Below are 17,539 nucleotides of genomic sequence, written 5' to 3' on the forward strand. Positions count from 1 at the left end.
CGAAGTACATCCGTAAAATCAGGTCGGCTGTCAGGCCGCCTTCGCCGGCAAGCCGGTCTCGCTCCCATATTGGATCGGTGCACCCCTTAGCTCTTCACCACTCAACAGGCCGAGCGTTAGCTCGCCTGCAGCTTTTGATCTTGATGCACCGCCCCCTCGAGAGGCCGAGTGGAGGTTCTGCGCAGTGGGCAACCCGGCATGGATGCCGGGTTAGCCGCGCACGGCCATGGATGGCCGATCGCGGCGGGCCCACGGAGCAGGACCGGAGCGAGGGCATGCCGAGCCTTAGCGAGGCACCGAACGAAAGGGGCAAAAGCGCTTGGTTACTTGGCGCTTTTCCAAGTGACCCGCCGTAAGGGCGGAACCCTAAGCCGCCGTTACCGCAGAAACGGAAATGTACCCGATCAAACAAGCCGGCACGGCATCACCAATCATTGATCGTCAAAATACCGCTCATGCCAATCCACCAACGGCTGTGGCGAGTTGAGCTTCTGGCCATAGATCACCGAATACGACAACACGTTCTGCACGTACTGACGGGTCTCGTCGAACGGAATGCTTTCCACCCACACGTCAAAGCTCAAATGGTCCGCACCGCGCAGCCACTGGCGCACGCGACCGGGGCCGGCGTTGTAGGCGGCGGAGGCGAGGACGCGGTTGCCGTTGAACTGGGCGTGGACCTGGCTCAGGTACGCGGCGCCGAGCTGGATGTTCTTGTCCGGATCGAACACCTGCTGCGGCGAGGCCAGTGGAATGCTGAACTTGCGCGCGGTTTCCTTGGCGGTGCCGGGCATCAACTGCATCAGGCCGCTGGCGCCGACGCTGGAGCGGGCGTCGTCCATGAAGGCGCTTTCCTGGCGGGTGATGGCGAACACCCAGCTCGAGTGCAGCCCACGCACCTTGGCTTCACGCACCAGGGTTTCGCGGTGGGCCATCGGGAAACGGATGTTCAGGTCGTCCCAGTACTGCGCCTGGCTGATGGTGCGGATCGCCGGGAAATACCATTTCAGGTCATAAGCCAGTTTGGCCTGGGCGACCATTTCATCGCGGCTGAAGTGGCGGCTGACGTGGTACCACTCGCGACGACCGTCGACGATTTGCCCGCGGGCGTGGAACTCCAGTGCCCGACGGATGCCCGGGGTGTTGCGCACCTTGTTGATCAGTGCCTGGCTGAGTACCAGCGGTTTGTTGTTGAGCGAGTAGGGCGACTGCGAGCGATCGGCGGCCAGGAACCCGTAAAAATCACGCTCACGGGCCAGGCCCTTGTAGAGCGTCTGTGCTTCCGGGCTCTGCGGCTGCGCCAGTTCCAGGCTGCGGGCCTGCCAGTAGCGCCAGCGGTTGGTCGTCGCCAGGTCCTGCGGCAGGCGGCGGCTCAACTGGTAGGCATCGTCCCAGCGGGCCAGGCGCAACAGCAGGCGCATGCGCCATTCCGACACGGTGTTGTCGCGCAACTCCGGGTCGTATTTAGTCATCATGTCCAGCGCGCGAGGGTCGAACCGTTTGGCCAGGGACAGCCCGATTTCCCGGGCGATCGCCACTTTTTCGTCGCGGGAGAAGTGCATGCTGCTGGCGTAGCCATCGAGCATCTGCATGGCTCGGTCCGGATCCTGCCGCGCCAGGCGGCGCAGGCCCAGGCTGACCACGTCGGACATCGGCTCATCGGCCGGGATGAAGCGAGCCGGATCGTTGAGCAGTTCGGGTTTCTGCGCCACTTCCACCAGCAGGCGGCCGCGCGGGGCGAGGGTGCTCAGGCCGTTGACCAGGCTGTTGGCCAGCGGATAGTTGCGCGCCTGGGCCGCGAGCTTGGTGCGCTCCCAGCGTCGCTGCTCGGTCAGCTGGCCTTCGGCGGCCCAGATACCGAACAGCGTGTCGCAGGCGGCCGGTTGCGTTTTGCCGGTCAGCCAGAGTTTTTGCGTGTTGGCGTAGCCTTCGGTTTTCTGGTTATGGGTGATCTGGTACTGCGCGTTGAGGCAGTCCAGCTCGGTGAAGTTCATCTTCGGGTCGTAATACTTGACGAAGGTCGCCCAGTCGCCGCGTTCGGCCAGCCAGCGCAACCAGCGCAATTTCATCCAGTTGGCCTGGGGCAGGTCACCGTGTTCGGCGAGGAATTTCTCGATTTCGGCATTGCTGGCGAATTTCAGGCGCGCGGTCAGCTCGTCATACGCCAGGTACGGTTCCAGCGGATAATCGGCGAGGGCCTGGCTGTAGCGAAAATACGGACCGGTGTCACCCTTGGCCAGGGCGCGCTTGGCTTCATCGTAATACTGGCGTTGGGTGGACAAATCCACGGCCTGGACGGTTTGAACGGCAGTGGCAGTAAGAAGCAAACAGGACAAAAGACTAAAAAGGCGACTGCGCATGAGACGTCCGGGCAGAGAAATCATGACAAGCGCAAGCGATGCCCGCGCTGAATTGTCTGTAGCTTAGCCTTTTGCCAGCAACGGGCGAAAGCTTTGCCGGCCTTGCAGCATCAACTCGCAACATTTGTCCTGCAGAGTGTCGCCCAGGTGAAATTGCCGGCCTTCTGAAGCCTCAAGTCAGGTAGAATGCGCGCCCGGTTTTTGGAGAAGCTCATGACCCTGCTCAAATTCAGCGATGTGTCCCTTGCTTTCGGCGCTATGCCGTTGTTGGACAAGGTGTCCTGGCAGATCGCCCGTGGTGAGCGGGTGTGCATCATCGGCCGTAACGGCACTGGCAAGTCCAGCATGATGAAGCTCGTCAAGGGCGACCAGAAGCCCGATGAGGGCTCCGTTTGGCGCGCACCTGGCCTCAAGATTGGCGAATTGCCGCAAGAACTGCCGGTAGCCGACGAGCGGACCGTGTTCGACGTGGTGGCCGAAGGCCTGGACGGTGTCGGCGAGCTGCTCGCGCAGTATCACCACCTGAGCCAGAACATCGTCACCGACGCCGACCTGGACAAGCTGATGCACGTCCAGCACGACCTCGAAGCCCGTGACGGCTGGCGTTTGCAGCAACTGGTCGACAGCACCTTGAGCCGTCTGCAGTTGCCGGCCGACAAGACCCTCGCCGAATTGTCCGGCGGCTGGCGTCGCCGCGTCCTGCTGGCCCAGGCCCTGGTCTCCGAACCGGACCTGCTGCTGCTCGACGAACCGACCAACCACCTGGACATCGGTGCCATTGCCTGGCTCGAAGAGGCGCTGAAGGATTTCCAGGGCGCCGTGCTGTTCATCACGCACGACCGTTCCTTCCTGCAGAACCTGGCAACGCGCATCCTCGAACTGGATCGCGGCGGCCTGATCGACTGGAACGGCGACTACGCCAGCTTCCTGGTGCACAAGGAAGCGAGTCTGGCGGCTGAAGACACCGCCAACGCGCTGTTCGACAAGAAACTGGCCCAGGAAGAAGTCTGGATCCGCCAGGGCATCAAGGCGCGTCGCACCCGTAACGAAGGCCGCGTGCGCGCCCTGAAAGCGCTGCGCAACGAGCGTAGCGAGCGTCGAGAGCGCACCGGCAAGGCCAATATTCAGCTGGACACCGCTGACAAGTCCGGCAAGCAGGTGATGGTCCTCGAGAACGTGAGTTTCGCTCACCCGGGCGGCCCGTTCCTGATCAAGGACTTCTCGATGGTCCTGACGCGCGGCGACCGTATCGGCCTGCTCGGCGCCAACGGTACCGGCAAGACCACCTTGCTGAAACTGATGCTCAACGGTCTGCAACCCACCAGCGGCACCGTGGAAGAGGGCACGCGCATCGACGTGGCCTACTTCGACCAGTTGCGCCATCAGCTGGACCTGGAAAAGACCGTGATCGACAACGTGGCCGAAGGTCGCGACTTCATCGATATCGATGGTCAGAGCCGTCACGTACTGAGCTACCTCGGCGACTTCCTGTTCAGCCCGCAGCGTGCCCGCACGCCGGTCAAGGCGCTGTCCGGCGGTGAGCGTGCCCGTCTGTTGCTGGCGAAACTGTTCAGCAAACCGGCGAACCTGCTGGTGCTCGACGAACCGACCAACGACCTCGACGTCGAAACCCTGGAGCTGCTGGAAGAGGTCTTGCTGACCTTCAACGGCACCGTGCTGATGGTCAGTCACGACCGGGCATTCCTCGACAACGTGGTCACCAGCACCTTGGTCTTCGAAGGTGAAGGCCAGGTTCGCGAATACGTCGGTGGTTACCAGGACTGGCTGCGCCAGGGCGGCTCGCCGCGCCTGCTGGGCGTGACCGAGAGCAAATCCGGCAAGGCCGACCTGACCTCTGCGGTGGTCACGGCTGAACCGGCGCCCGTTGCGGCGGTAGAAGCGCCAGTGGCGAAGAAAAAGCTCAGCTACAAGGTCCAGCGCGAGCTGGAAGCCTTGCCAGGGCAGATCGAAGCCATGGAACAGCAGATCGCTGCCGTTGAAGCGCAGATGGCGGATGCCGGTTTTTACCAGCGTCCGGCGGCTGAAACCGCGGCGGTGATTGCGCAGCTGGAGCAGTTGCACGCCGAACTGGACGTGATGGTCGAGCGCTGGGCCGAGCTGGATGCCTGATTGATCCCGCAATAAAAAAGCCCGGCGTTTCAGTGATGAGCGCCGGGCTTTTCGTATGCAACACGACCCACAGGTCGACATCGATTCACTGTAGGAGCGAGCTTGCTCGCGATGGTCTTCAACGATAACGCTGGAAACCTGACACCCAGCGGCGTTCTCACGTTCATCGCGAGCAAGCTCGCTCCTACAGTGGTTTTTGGGCGCGTGTTGTCAGCTTTTGTTTTGCAGGCGCACCGCGAGCACGTCGCACGGCGCGCCGTGCAGTACGTCATTGGCGGTAGAGCCCAGCAGCAGTGCCAGGCCATGCCGTCCGTGACTGCCGACCACGATCATGTCGCACCCTTGTTCCTTGGCCAGGTGGTGAATCTCCTGGCGGGGCTGGCCGTAGGTCAGGTGGCTGTATTCCTTGGACAGTTCCGGGTACTTGATGATGAGTCGGTCCAGACGCTCCCGGGCCTGATCGAACTGCTGTTGTTGCAGTTGTGACAGGTCCATCGGTACGTCACCGCCAAAGGCCATGGCCATCGGCTCGACGATGTGCACCAGGGACAGCTTGCAGCCGTTGCTCACCGACAGCTCGCGAGCGCGGTGGATGACAGGGTCGCACTCTTCGGTCAGGTCTACAGCGACCAGGATGTGGTTGTAGGGCATGAGGTGCTCCTCCTGAGGGTTGCATTAAGGGTAAGTATGGCTGGTTTCAAGCGCATTGGTTTCAAAGTGACCCGGCGCGCTCATTTAAAAGCGGTGCATTCAAAAACGATGCAAAAACCGGTGCATTTAAAAACGGTGCATCTGAAAACGATGCATTTAAAAACGGTGCATTTGAAAACGATGCATGTAAAAACGATGCATGTAAAAACGGGAGTACAGATATGACGGTCTGGATAGTGGTGTCAATCCTGTTGGTGGTCCTGAGCCCGCTGGCATGGTTGCGGCCGTCCCGTGGACAGAGCGGGCGCATGGCCCTGCGCATGGAGGCGCGACGCATCGGCCTGGCCATGCAACTGGCGCCGCAGGAGTGGCCGCACTGGCTCAACACGGAGCCGCCGAGCCCGTGCGCCCAGTACCATAGGCCACGGCGTGGCAATCAGCCAGCATGCTGGAGCTATTGGCAAAAATCCCCGGGGTTGTGGGTGAATCAGTGGCAGGAGGTCTGTGAGGATCCTGTGCTGCTCAATCATTTCGAAAAATTGCCGGCCAATGTCTACAAGGTGGAGGCGGACAAGCAGATGATCACCTTGTACTGGGGCGAGAAGGGCGAAGCCGACGTGTTGCAGCAAATCGACGCCACCCTCAAGGCCCTGGCCTGAACCCCGATCCCCCTGTAGGAGCCAGGCTTGCCGGCGAAGGCGTTTTCCGGGGCGCTGCCAGGCGCGAGGCCGCCTTCGCGGGCAAGCCTCCTCCTACAGGGGCTCCTACGAAGAGTCGCGCCATGCGCCTGGCGAGCGGGCAATAAAAAGCCCGACATCATCATCGGGCGGAAGTTGGCCAGGCAGGCCGGAAATTCTTTGTCACATTGATCTTGCGGCGGGTATTCACCCAACGCGTTGAAATATATCCCATCTCCCCGCCAGCGTAGCCTGTTAAACACAGGCTGCCACGTTTTAGGGCGACTTTTCTAACAATTGATCCTATGAATGGCCGCACATGCATCCGCGTGTTGCAGGTCTTCGTGGTACGGAAATGACCGTAAAGTCGCGCTTCAACCAGTATTTTGGGCGATTGACAATTGTCGGAAATTCCGTGAAGGTGGCGTACCCAAATCAAACGGGCGTATGAATTGAGCGTTTGTATTACAGATCGCTCCTACAGAATCCCGACTATCGCGTTGGCGGGTGTGCCGGGTGGATGGGCGTAGCATCGACGATAACCGTCCCTGCCGAGCCATTTGCCTGCGTCCGACGTGTACTGTTCAGCTTCCATATCGTGGAGATCAGTTGATGATTTACGAAGGTAAAGCCATCACGGTTAAAGCTCTTGAAAGTGGCATCGTCGAATTGAAATTCGACCTCAAGGGTGAGTCCGTCAACAAGTTCAACCGTCTAACCCTGAACGAACTGCGTCAGGCCGTAGACACCATCAAGGCAGATAATTCGATCAAGGGTGTGATCGTCAGCAGTGGCAAGGACGTGTTCATCGTTGGCGCCGACATCACCGAATTTGTCGAGAACTTCAAGCTGCCCGATGCAGAGCTTGTGGCAGGCAACCTTGAAGCCAACAGGATCTTCAGCGATTTCGAAGACCTGAATGTCCCGACTGTCGCCGCGATCAACGGCATCGCCCTGGGCGGCGGTCTGGAAATGTGCCTGGCGGCGGACTACCGCGTCATGGCCAACACCGCCAAAATCGGCCTGCCGGAAGTCAAGCTGGGCATCTACCCAGGCTTCGGCGGCACCGTGCGCCTGCCGCGCATCATCGGTGCCGACAACGCCATCGAGTGGATTGCCGCCGGCAAGGAAAACCGCGCTGAAGACGCGCTGAAGGTCGGCGCCGTCGACGCTGTGGTCGCCCCGGAGAAACTCCTGGAAGCCGCGCTCAACCTGATCAAGGGCGCCATCTCCGGTGAGTTTGACTACAAGGCCAAGCGTCAGCCGAAACTGGAAAAGCTCAAGCTCAACGCCATCGAACAGATGATGTCGTTCGAAACCGCCAAAGGTTTCGTCGCAGGCCAGGCCGGCCCGAACTACCCGGCACCGGTCGAAGCGATCAAGACCATCCAGAAAGCCGCGAACTTCGGTCGTGACAAGGCGCTGGAAGTCGAAGCCGCCGGTTTCGTCAAACTGGCCAAGACCTCTGCTGCGCAGTGCCTGATCGGTCTGTTCCTGAACGATCAGGAACTGAAAAGAAAGGCCAAGGCCTACGACGAAATCGCCAAGGACGTGAAGCAGGCTGCCGTATTGGGCGCCGGCATCATGGGTGGCGGTATCGCTTATCAGTCGGCCTCCAAAGGCACGCCGATCCTGATGAAAGACATCAACGAGCACGGCATCGAGCAGGGCCTGGCGGAAGCCGCCAAGCTGCTGGTGAGCCGCGTTGATAAAGGTCGCATGACCGCGGCGAAGATGGCTGAAGTGCTCAACGGCATTCGTCCGACCCTGTCCTACGGTGACTTCGGGCACGTCGACCTGGTGGTCGAAGCGGTCGTCGAGAACCCCAAGGTCAAGCAAGCCGTGCTGGCTGAAGTGGAAGGCCAGGTCAAGGAGGACACCATTCTCGCGTCCAACACCTCGACCATTTCCATCACCTTGCTGGCCAAGGCCCTCAAGCGTCCGGAAAACTTCGTCGGCATGCACTTCTTCAACCCGGTGCACATGATGCCGCTGGTGGAAGTGATCCGTGGCGAGAAGTCCAGCGAGCTGGCGGTTGCCACCACCGTGGCCTACGCCAAGAAAATGGGCAAGAACCCGATCGTCGTCAACGACTGCCCGGGCTTTTTGGTCAACCGCGTGCTGTTCCCGTACTTCGGCGGTTTCGCCAAGCTGGTCAGCGCCGGTGTGGACTTCGTTCGCATCGACAAGGTCATGGAAAAATTCGGCTGGCCGATGGGCCCGGCGTACCTGATGGACGTGGTCGGCATCGACACCGGCCACCACGGCCGTGACGTGATGGCTGAGGGTTTCCCGGACCGCATGAAAGACGACCGCCGTTCGGCCGTCGACGTGCTCTACGAAGCCAAGCGCCTGGGCCAGAAGAACGGCAAGGGCTTCTACGCCTACGAGACCGACAAGAACGGCAAGCAGAAGAAAGTCGCCGACCCGGCGGTGCTGGAAGTGCTCAAGCCGATCGTGTTCGAACAGCGCGAAGTCACCGACGACGACATCCTCAACTGGATGATGATCCCGCTGTGCCTGGAGACCGTGCGTTGCCTGGAAGACGGCATCGTCGAAACGGCTGCCGAAGCCGACATGGGTCTGGTCTACGGTATTGGTTTCCCTCCATTCCGCGGCGGTGCGCTGCGCTACATCGATTCGATCGGTGTGGCCGAGTTCGTTGCCCTGGCTGACCAGTACGCTGATTTGGGCGCGCTGTACCACCCGACCGCAAAACTGCGTGAAATGGCCAAAACCGGCCAACGGTTCTTCGGTTAAGCGTCCAAACACTTGAGCGAGAGTGAAATTTTATGAGCTTGAATCCTAGAGACGTCGTGATTGTCGACTTCGGTCGTACGCCGATGGGCCGCTCCAAGGGCGGCATGCACCGCAACACCCGCGCCGAAGACATGTCGGCGCACCTGATCAGCAAACTGCTGGAACGCAACGTCAAGGTCGACCCGAACGAAGTCGAAGACGTGATCTGGGGCTGTGTGAACCAGACCCTGGAGCAGGGCTGGAACATCGCCCGCATGGCGTCCCTGATGACGCAGATCCCGCACACCGCTGCCGGCCAGACCGTCAGCCGCCTGTGTGGCTCGTCGATGAGTGCCTTGCACACTGCCGCGCAAGCGATCATGACCGGCAACGGTGACGTGTTCGTGGTTGGCGGTGTCGAGCACATGGGCCATGTGAGCATGATGCACGGTGTCGATCCGAACCCGCACATGTCGCTGTACGCGGCGAAAGCCTCGGGCATGATGGGCCTGACCGCGGAAATGCTCGGCAAGATGCACGGCATCACTCGCGAACAACAGGACGCTTTCGGCTTGCGCTCCCACCAGCTCGCCCACAAGGCAACCCTGGAAGGCAAGTTCAAGGACGAAATCATCCCGATGCAGGGCTATGACGAGAACGGTTTCCTGAAACTGTTCGACTACGACGAAACCATTCGTCCGGAAACCACCCTGGAAAGCCTGGCCGCTCTCAAGCCAGCGTTCAACCCGAAAGGTGGCACCGTGACAGCGGGTACTTCGTCGCAGATCACCGACGGTGCTTCGTGCATGATCGTGATGTCGGCGCAGCGTGCCCAGGACCTGGGCATCCAGCCGCTGGCGGTGATCCGCTCGATGGCGGTGGCAGGTGTGGACCCGGCAATCATGGGCTATGGTCCAGTACCGGCAACCCAGAAAGCACTGAAACGCGCAGGCCTTGGCATCACCGATATCGACTTCTTCGAGCTCAACGAAGCGTTCGCCGCACAGGCCCTGCCGGTGCTGAAAGATTTGAAAGTACTCGACAAGATGAACGAGAAGGTTAACCTGCACGGCGGCGCCATTGCCCTGGGTCACCCGTTTGGTTGTTCCGGTGCGCGTATCTCCGGCACCCTGCTGAACGTGATGAAGCAGAATGGCGGCACCTTCGGGGTAGCTACCATGTGCATTGGTCTCGGCCAAGGCATCTCCACCGTCTTCGAACGCGTTTAAGCGTTTCGTTGAAGGAAGCCGGGGCCAAGTGCCCCGGTTTTTGTTTTTCTGAATTATTTTATTTTGTTTTTATTTTGCAAAGATTTGAGCGAGGGCCAAACCATGCCGTTACAACCTGGTCTGTACGAGCATTACAAAGGTCCGCAATACCGCGTATTCAGCACCGCGCGGCATTCGGAAACCGAAGAGGAAGTGGTCTTCTACCAAGCCCTGTATGGCGATTACGGCTTTTGGGTGCGTCCCTTGAGCATGTTCCTGGAGTCGGTCGAGGTTGACGGCGAACAGGTGCCGCGCTTTGCTTTGGTGCAAGCCGAACCGAGCCTTTTTTCCAAGCCATAAGCTGAGTGCGCGCGGAACCCTGCGCTTGACCTCACCTTGTAGCCACTATATATAGCGGTGCCGCGTCAGGCGCCAACCGCCTTTCACTTCTAGAATTCAGGAATTTTCTGATCCATGGGCAAATCGCTGGTCATTGTGGAATCCCCGGCTAAGGCCAAGACCATCAACAAGTATCTGGGTAACCAATACGTGGTGAAGTCGAGTATCGGCCATATCCGAGACCTGCCCACCAGCGGTTCGGCTAGCGCCAGCAAAGAGCCTGCCGCCAAGCGCGGCAAGGCCGCCGCGGGTGAAGGTCCGGTACTTACGCCGAAAGAGAAAGCGCGCAAGCAGCTGGTCTCGCGCATGGGCGTCGATCCCGATCATGGCTGGAAAGCCAAGTACGAGATCCTCCCGGGCAAAGAGAAAGTCATCGAAGAGCTGCGCCGGCTCGCCAAGGATGCTGACACCATCTATCTCGCAACCGACTTGGATCGCGAGGGGGAAGCCATTGCCTGGCACCTGCGCGAAGCCATCGGTGGTGACGACAGCCGCTACAAGCGCGTGGTGTTCAACGAAATCACCAAGAAAGCGATTCAGGAAGCCTTCTCCAAGCCGGGCGAGCTGGACATCGACCGGGTCAACGCCCAGCAGGCGCGTCGTTTCCTCGACCGCGTGGTCGGTTACATGGTCTCGCCGTTGCTGTGGGCCAAGGTCGCCCGTGGCCTGTCCGCCGGTCGCGTGCAATCGGTTGCGGTAAAACTGGTGGTTGAGCGTGAGCGCGAAATCCGTGCGTTCAACCCGGAAGAATACTGGGAAGTCCACGCCGACCTCGGCACCGCCAAGGGCGCCACCGTGCGCTTCGACGTGGCTCGCGAGAAAGGCGAAGCCTTCAAGCCGCTCAACGAAGCCCAGGCCATGGCCGCGCTGGAGAAGCTCAAGGCTTCCAGCTACAGCATCGTCAAGCGTGAAGACAAACCGACCAGCAGCAAGCCGTCGGCACCGTTCATCACCTCCACCCTGCAGCAGGCCGCGAGCAACCGCCTGGGCTTCGGGGTGAAGAAAACCATGATGATGGCCCAGCGTTTGTACGAAGCGGGCTACATCACGTATATGCGTACCGACTCCACCAACCTCTCGGTCGATGCCGTGACGATGGCGCGCACTTATATTGAAGGCGAGTTCGGCAAGAAGTACCTGCCGGAAAACCCGAACGTCTACAGCAGCAAGGAAGGCGCACAAGAGGCTCACGAAGCGATTCGTCCCTCCGACGCCAATACCGAGCCAAGCAAGCTGTCGGGCATGGAGCGTGACGCTGAGCGGCTCTACGAGCTGATCTGGCGCCAGTTCCTCGCCTGCCAGATGCTGCCGGCGCAATACCTGTCGACCACGGTCACCGTCGGTGCCGGCGACTTCGAGCTGCGCGCCAAGGGCCGCATCCTCAAGTTCGACGGTTATACCCGCGTGATGCCGCAGATCGCCAAGCCAGGCGATGACGACGTACTGCCGGACATGGCCCAGGGCGACGCGATGAAGCTGATCAAGCTTGATCCGACCCAGCACTTCACCAAGCCGCCGGCGCGTTACTCGGAAGCGAGCCTGGTCAAAGAAATGGAAAAACGCGGCATCGGTCGTCCTTCGACCTACGCGGCGATCATTTCGACCATCCAGGACCGCGGCTACGTGGCGCTGCACAACCGTCGTTTCTACTCGGAGAAGATGGGCGACATCGTCACCGAGCGCCTGGCCGAGAGCTTCTCCAATCTCATGGACTACGGCTTCACCGCCGGCATGGAAGAGAACCTCGATGACGTGGCCCAGGGCGAACGCGACTGGAAAAACGTGCTCGACGAGTTCTACGGCGACTTCAAGAAAAAGCTCGAAGTAGCCGAAAGCGCCGAAGGCGGGATGCGTGCCAACCAGCCGGTGATGACGGACATTCCGTGCGTGGTGTGCGGTCGGCCGATGCAGATTCGTACCGCGTCGACCGGCGTGTTCCTCGGTTGCTCGGGCTACAGCCTGCCGCCGAAAGAACGCTGCAAGGCCACCGTCAACCTGGTGCCGGGCGATGAAATCGCCGCGGACGACGAGGGTGAGTCGGAGTCGCTGGTGCTGCGTGGCAAGCACCGTTGCCCGATCTGCAGCACGGCGATGGACGCTTATTTGCTGGATGAGAAGCGCAAGTTGCACATCTGTGGCAACAACCCGGATTGCGACGGCTACGAAATCGAAGAGGGCAGTTATCGCATCAAGGGCTACGAAGGTCCGAGCCTGGAGTGCGACAAGTGCGGCAGCGAGATGCAACTCAAGACCGGCCGTTTCGGCAAGTTCTTCGGCTGCACCAACGCGACCTGCAAGAACACCCGCAAACTGCTGAAAAGCGGTGACGCGGCGCCGCCGAAGATGGACCCGGTGAAGATGCCTGAGCTGAAATGCGAAAAGGTCAACGACACCTACATCCTGCGCGACGGTGCTTCGGGTCTGTTCCTGGCCGCCAGCCAGTTCCCGAAAAACCGCGAGACCCGTGCGCCGCTGGTCATGGAAATCGTGCCACACAAGGACGAGATCGATCCGAAGTACCACTTCCTGTGCGAAGCACCGAAGAAAGATCCGGACGGCCTGCCCACGGTGATCCGTTACAGCCGCAAGACCAAGGAGCAGTACGTGCAGACTGAAGTCGACGGCAAGCCGACTGGCTGGAAGGCGTACTACGACGGCGGCAAGTGGACGGTAGAAGACAAGCGCCCGGCAAAAGCCGCCAAGGCGTGATCCCGTAGGAGCCAGGCTTGCCGGCGAACCGGGCGCTGCGGTGTATCAGTTGCACTGCGTTATCGTTCTTCGCCCGTAGGAGCCAGGCTTGCCGGCGAATCGGGCGCTGCGGTGTATCTGTCATACCGTGTCATCGTTCTTCGCGGGCAAGCCTCGCTCCTACAGGCGAACCGGGCGCTGCGGTGTATCAGTTGCACTGCGTTATCGTTCTTCGCGGGCAAGCCTCGCTCCTACAGGCGAACCGGGCGCTGCGGTGTATCTGTTGCACTGCGTTATCGTTCTTCGCCGGCAAGCCTGGCTCCTACAGGGCGGGGCGGAGCTCCCTTGGCATAAAAGGCCGTATGACCATCCTCGGGTGTTCATGCGGCCTTTTTGTTTTGTGCTTGCGGGAGGCGCAGGTGATCCACGACACTGTCTGACCTGCGTGAAGCAATTATTTCGTTGTGGAGGCTGCCGTCATGGCCCACGAACTCTATACCCGTACCAACCAGAAGCTTTATTTCGCCGGCCTGTCGCTGGAAGCGCTCGCCAAGGCCGAAGAGGGGCGGGCGATGAACTCGCTGGCGCTGATCCAGGCCGGGCGCGAATCGGCGTTGTTTCACCTGTACGGCGCGTTGCTGGGGTTGTGTCATGAAATCGCCGGCTTCTATCGCTTGCCGCAGGCCAATGCGCCGCGGGCGGAGATGCTGCTGACCCGGGAAGTGCTGGACGCCATCGCCATTCCTGAAATGGCCGAGATGGTCGAACTGGCGCAGAACCCGGAAACCTGGCTGGCCAGGCTGCTGGCCGCCCACGCGGCGCTGTTTCAGCCGCCACGGGCCCCGCACAAACCAAAAGGCGATGTGACCCAGCCGCTGATCCTGGCCGTTAACCTGGATGAAGAAGAGGCGCCTCAGGAATTGAATCGGGAAGAGCTGGAAAGCTGGCGTCAGAACCTCAAGGGCCTGGCGATCCGGTTTCGCGAAGGGTTGAACGAGTGCTGAAAAACTGAGTGTCTGGCCGGTGTTTCGCTCAGGGAAACCTGTTGTAGGAAATTTCCCTGAGTGATGACATCTGGTCAAGATCCCGAGCGAAGCCGGGAAGATGCCTATATAATCCCCGCCTTTCTTGGAGAACTCATCTTTATGCCAACGTCCTTTCTAGAAATTGTCGAGTTACCAGACGGCCGTATCGAGCTGCGCAGGGCCGAGGACGAGGGTTCTCTGGTTACGTTGGATTTCTCCGAGGATGCCAAGGCGTTCCTGCAAGGCCAGCACGTGGAAGTCGCCAAGGCGATGTTGAGCGTCGGCGTTCAGATGGCCGGACGTCTGGTTGAAGGTGAATTTGAATCGGATCAGGGGTCGCGGGTTCTTCATTGATCCCCGTCTGTCGTTTTATTGCGGATACCCTTACAGATCGGCTTCTCAATCCCTGGAGAAGCCCCGCGCTGCTCAGCGCATTGCCTTTGCCCGTTAACCCAATGTTTACCCGTTAACCCAGTCGAATATTCAGGCTCTGCGCATCCCCGGTCCGGGCGGCGCTGATCAACTGTTGCCGTGAGGCTGTGCTCAGCGGGTTGAGCCAGCTGACCACCGTATGGCTGCGGCCCAGGCGCAGGGCTTCGCAGGTCAGTTGCTGCGCGCTCTGGGTGCCGCGCGGCTGCAGCAGCAGGATGCGTTCGCGATTCAGGCCGGCATCGCGCAACCAGGCCTGGGTCAGGCTGGCGGGCGGGGCGATCAGGGTCAGCCAGCGGGCGTCCTGATCCTCGCTCAATTCCCTGAGGATCGGTGCCAGAAGGTTCAGGCAGTTCCCGGCCGCACCACGTAGCGACAGCTCGCTGAAGACGTCCGGTTCGGCACTCCAGGGCGACTCGACCACCTCTTTCAGGGTCGGCGCCAACGGCTGCACCATGAACGCCTCGAACAACGGCAGCTGGGCTTGCTGTGGTGTATGTGGGAACTGCATAAAGCCTCCTTTAGCGGCGAATGACGCCGACACTCAAGCCTTCGATCACCAGTTCCTGATCTTTCAGGTTCACTTCGATTGGGGCGAATTCAGGGTTTTCGGCCAGCAGCCAGACTTTGCTGCCATCGCGCTTGAAGCGCTTGACGGTCACTTCGTCACCGATCCGCGCGACCACGATCTGGCCGTTGCGGGCTTCACGGGTGGTATGGACGGCCAGCAGGTCGCCGTCGAAAATGCCCACGTCCTTCATGCTCATGCCATGGACCCGCAGCAGATAGTCGGCGCGAGGATGGAAGAAGGTCGGGTTGATGTTGCAGGACTCTTCGATGTGCTGCTGGGCGAGGATCGGAGCGCCGGCCGCCACACGGCCGATGATCGGCAGGGTGGATTCGTCGGCCTTGGCTTCGAAGCCGGGGATGCGAATACCGCGGGAGGCGCCGGGGGTCATCTCGATTGCGCCCTTGCGGGCCAGTGCCTTGAGGTGTTCTTCCGCCGCGTTGGGCGACTTGAAACCCAGTTCCTGAGCGATTTCCGCGCGGGTCGGCGGGTAGCCGTTGTCATCTAGGCAGCGTTTGATGAAGGCCAGAATCTCTGCTTGGCGTGGCGTCAGCTTTAGCATATTGATCGCTCTGTCTTTTTATACAGTGACTGGGATTATATACAGTGGAACGGTCTTGGCAATGCCCCTTTTTTTGCCCGCCGCCAGACGGTCGATCAACCGGCTGATTAAAGCTTCGCCGATGTATGGTTAAATAGCTGACCGACCGTTCCCGAAACGAACCGCCAGACTTGACAAGGCTGGGACTGAAACGTATGTTTCAAACAAGTGTTTGTCAGGCGGAGTAGCCATGGCCCAGTCGGAAACCGTTGAACGCATTCTCGATGCTGCCGAGCAATTGTTCGCGGAAAAAGGTTTCGCCGAAACCTCATTGCGTCTGATCACCAGCAAGGCCGGGGTCAATCTGGCCGCGGTGAATTATCACTTCGGCTCGAAGAAGGCGCTGATCCAGGCGGTCTTCTCGCGCTTTCTCGGGCCGTTCTGCATCAGCCTCGACAAAGAGCTGGAGCGGCGTCAGGCCAAGCCCGAAAACAAACCGACCCTCGAAGAACTGCTGGAAATCCTCGTCGAACAAGCCCTGGTGGTGCAGCCACGCAGCGGCAACGACCTGTCGATCTTCATGCGCTTGCTGGGCCTGGCCTTCAGTCAGAGCCAGGGCCATTTGCGGCGTTACCTGGAAGACATGTACGGCAAGGTGTTCCGCCGCTACATGACGCTGGTCAACGAGGCCGCGCCGCGGATTCCACCGATCGAACTGTTCTGGCGGGTGCACTTCATGCTCGGTGCCGCGGCGTTCAGCATGTCGGGGATCAAGGCCTTGCGCGCGATTGCCGAGACCGATTTCGGCGTCAACACCTCCATCGAGCAGGTCATGCGGCTGATGGTGCCGTTCCTGGCAGCCGGCATGCGGGCCGAATCCGGCGTGACCGACACGGCCATGGCCACCGCGCAGCTGCGTCCGCGTAGCAAATCGACACCCTTTGCCGCCAAGGTTTGACTCCGCACGGGTGGGCGCGGCAGCGGACATCCGCTAAGCTGGGCGCCCATGCCGACTCTCGTCTGCACCCCCATTGTTTTCGCCAACCGGGCTATCACCCGGAGTGACCAATGCGTGCGAGCCGGGTTTATCGTTATCAAGGAATCTCTATGACTGCTGGCCTGCAAGGCTCGTTGATGGTGGACGTCGCCGGTACCTGGCTGACGGCCGAAGATCGCCAATTGTTGCGTCAACCCGAAGTGGGTGGCCTGATCATTTTTGCGCGCAACATCGAACACCCGCGCCAGGTGCGTGAATTGAGTGCGGCGATCCGCGCCATTCGTCCCGACCTGCTGCTGGCCGTGGACCAGGAGGGCGGTCGGGTGCAACGCCTGCGTCAGGGCTTCGTGCGGCTACCGGCCATGCGGGCCATTGCCGACAACCCGAATGCCGAGTGCCTGGCCGAGCAGTGCGGCTGGATCATGGCCACCGAAGTGCTGGCGGTCGGCCTCGACCTGAGCTTCGCCCCGGTGCTGGATCTGGATCACCAGCGCAGCGCCGTGGTCGGCACGCGTTCGTTCGAAGGCGACCCGGAGCGCGCGGCCTTGCTGGCCGGTGCCTTCATCCGCGGCATGAACAGCGCCGGCATGGCGGCCACCGGCAAACACTTCCCCGGTCACGGCTGGGCCGAGGCCGATTCCCACGTGGCCATCCCCAACGATGAGCGCAGCCTCGATGACATCCGCGCCAATGACCTGGTGCCGTTCGCCCGCCTGAGCAAGCAACTGGCTGCCGTCATGCCGGCCCACGTCATTTACCCGCAGGTCGATGCCCAGCCCGCCGGTTTCTCCCGCCGCTGGTTGCAGGACATCCTGCGTGGCGAGTTGCAATTCGACGGCGTGATCTTCAGCGACGACCTGTCGATGGCGGGTGCCCATGTGGTCGGCGATGCCGCCAGTCGTATCGAAGCGGCGCTGACGGCCGGTTGCGACATGGGCCTGGTGTGCAACGACCGCGCCGCCGCCGAGCTCGCGCTGAGCGCGGCCCAGCGCCTGAAAGTCAAGCCGTCGCCACGCATTGCGCGGATGCGCGGCCAGGCCTGGGCCAACACTGAATATCGTCAGGACCCGCGCTGGCTGGCAGCTGTCGGCGCGCTCAAAGAAGCTCAACTGATTGATTGAGGACGT

At 60.8% G+C, this 17,539-nt stretch carries 15 protein-coding genes; 11 read left to right on the top strand and 4 right to left on the bottom strand.

Translation table 11 applies throughout. The features are described from left to right. Nucleotides 1-431 precede the first annotated feature (431 nt). Complete coding sequence (locus tag ACA062_RS08585) at nt 432-2,360, bottom strand: transglycosylase SLT domain-containing protein (protein WP_497456002.1); 1,929 nt, start codon at nt 2,358-2,360, stop codon at nt 432-434. A 213-nt stretch (nt 2,361-2,573) separates the two neighbouring features. On the opposite strand from ACA062_RS08585, the gene ACA062_RS08590 reads away from it, so the two are divergent. Next, on the top strand, nt 2,574-4,490 hold the full coding sequence (locus tag ACA062_RS08590) for an ATP-binding cassette domain-containing protein (protein ID WP_497456003.1): 1,917 nt from the start codon (nt 2,574-2,576) through the stop codon (nt 4,488-4,490). Between the two features lie 210 nt (nt 4,491-4,700). Here ACA062_RS08590 and ACA062_RS08595 read toward each other — a convergent pair whose 3' ends face one another. Then, nucleotides 4,701-5,141, bottom strand: coding sequence for a universal stress protein (locus ACA062_RS08595; RefSeq protein ID WP_497456004.1), 441 nt, complete (start codon nt 5,139-5,141; stop codon nt 4,701-4,703). A 36-nt stretch (nt 5,142-5,177) separates the two neighbouring features. On the opposite strand from ACA062_RS08595, the gene ACA062_RS08600 reads away from it, so the two are divergent. The 8 genes from ACA062_RS08600 (at nt 5,178) to ACA062_RS08635 (ending at nt 14,231) form a co-directional block, all read left to right on the top strand. Continuing rightward, entirely contained in the window at nt 5,178-5,366 is a 189-nt protein-coding gene (locus tag ACA062_RS08600; RefSeq protein ID WP_497456005.1) for a hypothetical protein, read from the top strand. After that, entirely contained in the window at nt 5,363-5,800 is a 438-nt protein-coding gene (locus ACA062_RS08605) for a hypothetical protein (protein ID WP_497456006.1), read from the top strand. Before ACA062_RS08600 ends, ACA062_RS08605 begins: the two co-directional genes overlap by 4 nt. A 630-nt stretch (nt 5,801-6,430) precedes the next feature. Continuing rightward, complete coding sequence (gene fadB, locus ACA062_RS08610) at nt 6,431-8,578, top strand: fatty acid oxidation complex subunit alpha FadB (RefSeq protein ID WP_497456007.1); 2,148 nt, start codon at nt 6,431-6,433, stop codon at nt 8,576-8,578. A gap of 32 nt (nt 8,579-8,610) precedes the next feature. Then, nucleotides 8,611-9,786 (top strand): acetyl-CoA C-acyltransferase FadA, encoded by a 1,176-nt coding sequence (gene fadA, locus ACA062_RS08615; protein WP_497456008.1) that lies wholly within the window; start codon nt 8,611-8,613, stop codon nt 9,784-9,786. Between the two features lie 102 nt (nt 9,787-9,888). Next, on the top strand, nt 9,889-10,125 hold the full coding sequence (locus tag ACA062_RS08620; protein ID WP_150801076.1) for a DUF1653 domain-containing protein: 237 nt from the start codon (nt 9,889-9,891) through the stop codon (nt 10,123-10,125). A gap of 114 nt (nt 10,126-10,239) precedes the next feature. After that, nucleotides 10,240-12,873: a type I DNA topoisomerase gene (gene topA / locus ACA062_RS08625; RefSeq protein WP_497456009.1), complete on the top strand. Its 2,634-nt coding sequence runs from the start codon at nt 10,240-10,242 to the stop codon at nt 12,871-12,873. A 458-nt stretch (nt 12,874-13,331) separates the two neighbouring features. Then, nucleotides 13,332-13,856, top strand: coding sequence for a DUF6586 family protein (locus ACA062_RS08630; RefSeq protein WP_497456010.1), 525 nt, complete (start codon nt 13,332-13,334; stop codon nt 13,854-13,856). Between the two features lie 141 nt (nt 13,857-13,997). Next, nucleotides 13,998-14,231 (top strand): hypothetical protein, encoded by a 234-nt coding sequence (locus tag ACA062_RS08635; protein WP_497457383.1) that lies wholly within the window; start codon nt 13,998-14,000, stop codon nt 14,229-14,231. A 112-nt stretch (nt 14,232-14,343) separates the two neighbouring features. Here ACA062_RS08635 and sulA read toward each other — a convergent pair whose 3' ends face one another. Then, entirely contained in the window at nt 14,344-14,817 is a 474-nt protein-coding gene (sulA, locus tag ACA062_RS08640; protein WP_497456011.1) for an SOS-induced cell division inhibitor SulA, read from the bottom strand. 10 nt (nt 14,818-14,827) lie between these two features. Beyond that, nucleotides 14,828-15,436 (bottom strand): transcriptional repressor LexA, encoded by a 609-nt coding sequence (gene lexA / locus ACA062_RS08645; protein ID WP_128870862.1) that lies wholly within the window; start codon nt 15,434-15,436, stop codon nt 14,828-14,830. Nucleotides 15,437-15,665: 229 nt separating this feature from the next. Between lexA and ACA062_RS08650 the strand changes: the two genes are divergently transcribed. Both ACA062_RS08650 and nagZ read left to right on the top strand, forming a co-directional pair. Further along, entirely contained in the window at nt 15,666-16,373 is a 708-nt protein-coding gene (locus ACA062_RS08650; RefSeq protein ID WP_497456012.1) for a TetR/AcrR family transcriptional regulator, read from the top strand. 161 nt (nt 16,374-16,534) lie between these two features. Next, complete coding sequence (gene nagZ / locus ACA062_RS08655) at nt 16,535-17,533, top strand: beta-N-acetylhexosaminidase (RefSeq protein WP_497457384.1); 999 nt, start codon at nt 16,535-16,537, stop codon at nt 17,531-17,533. The last annotated feature ends 6 nt before the right edge of the window (nt 17,534-17,539 follow it).

The sequence above is a fragment of the Pseudomonas sp. LBUM1679 genome (assembly GCF_059695565.1).

What these genes read in the sequence shown, in the direction of transcription:
- ACA062_RS08585 (WP_497456002.1), bottom strand. Translation starts at nt 2,360, where the DNA reads ATGCGCAGTCGCCTTTTTAGTCTTTTGTCCTGTTTGCTTCTTACTGCC.
- ACA062_RS08590 (WP_497456003.1), top strand. Translation starts at nt 2,574, where the DNA reads ATGACCCTGCTCAAATTCAGCGATGTGTCCCTTGCTTTCGGCGCTATG.
- ACA062_RS08595 (WP_497456004.1), bottom strand. Translation starts at nt 5,141, where the DNA reads ATGCCCTACAACCACATCCTGGTCGCTGTAGACCTGACCGAAGAGTGC.
- ACA062_RS08600 (WP_497456005.1), top strand. Translation starts at nt 5,178, where the DNA reads ATGGCTGGTTTCAAGCGCATTGGTTTCAAAGTGACCCGGCGCGCTCAT.
- ACA062_RS08605 (WP_497456006.1), top strand. Translation starts at nt 5,363, where the DNA reads ATGACGGTCTGGATAGTGGTGTCAATCCTGTTGGTGGTCCTGAGCCCG.
- fadB (WP_497456007.1), top strand. Translation starts at nt 6,431, where the DNA reads ATGATTTACGAAGGTAAAGCCATCACGGTTAAAGCTCTTGAAAGTGGC.
- fadA (WP_497456008.1), top strand. Translation starts at nt 8,611, where the DNA reads ATGAGCTTGAATCCTAGAGACGTCGTGATTGTCGACTTCGGTCGTACG.
- ACA062_RS08620 (WP_150801076.1), top strand. Translation starts at nt 9,889, where the DNA reads ATGCCGTTACAACCTGGTCTGTACGAGCATTACAAAGGTCCGCAATAC.
- topA (WP_497456009.1), top strand. Translation starts at nt 10,240, where the DNA reads ATGGGCAAATCGCTGGTCATTGTGGAATCCCCGGCTAAGGCCAAGACC.
- ACA062_RS08630 (WP_497456010.1), top strand. Translation starts at nt 13,332, where the DNA reads ATGGCCCACGAACTCTATACCCGTACCAACCAGAAGCTTTATTTCGCC.
- ACA062_RS08635 (WP_497457383.1), top strand. Translation starts at nt 13,998, where the DNA reads ATGCCAACGTCCTTTCTAGAAATTGTCGAGTTACCAGACGGCCGTATC.
- sulA (WP_497456011.1), bottom strand. Translation starts at nt 14,817, where the DNA reads ATGCAGTTCCCACATACACCACAGCAAGCCCAGCTGCCGTTGTTCGAG.
- lexA (WP_128870862.1), bottom strand. Translation starts at nt 15,436, where the DNA reads ATGCTAAAGCTGACGCCACGCCAAGCAGAGATTCTGGCCTTCATCAAA.
- ACA062_RS08650 (WP_497456012.1), top strand. Translation starts at nt 15,666, where the DNA reads ATGGCCCAGTCGGAAACCGTTGAACGCATTCTCGATGCTGCCGAGCAA.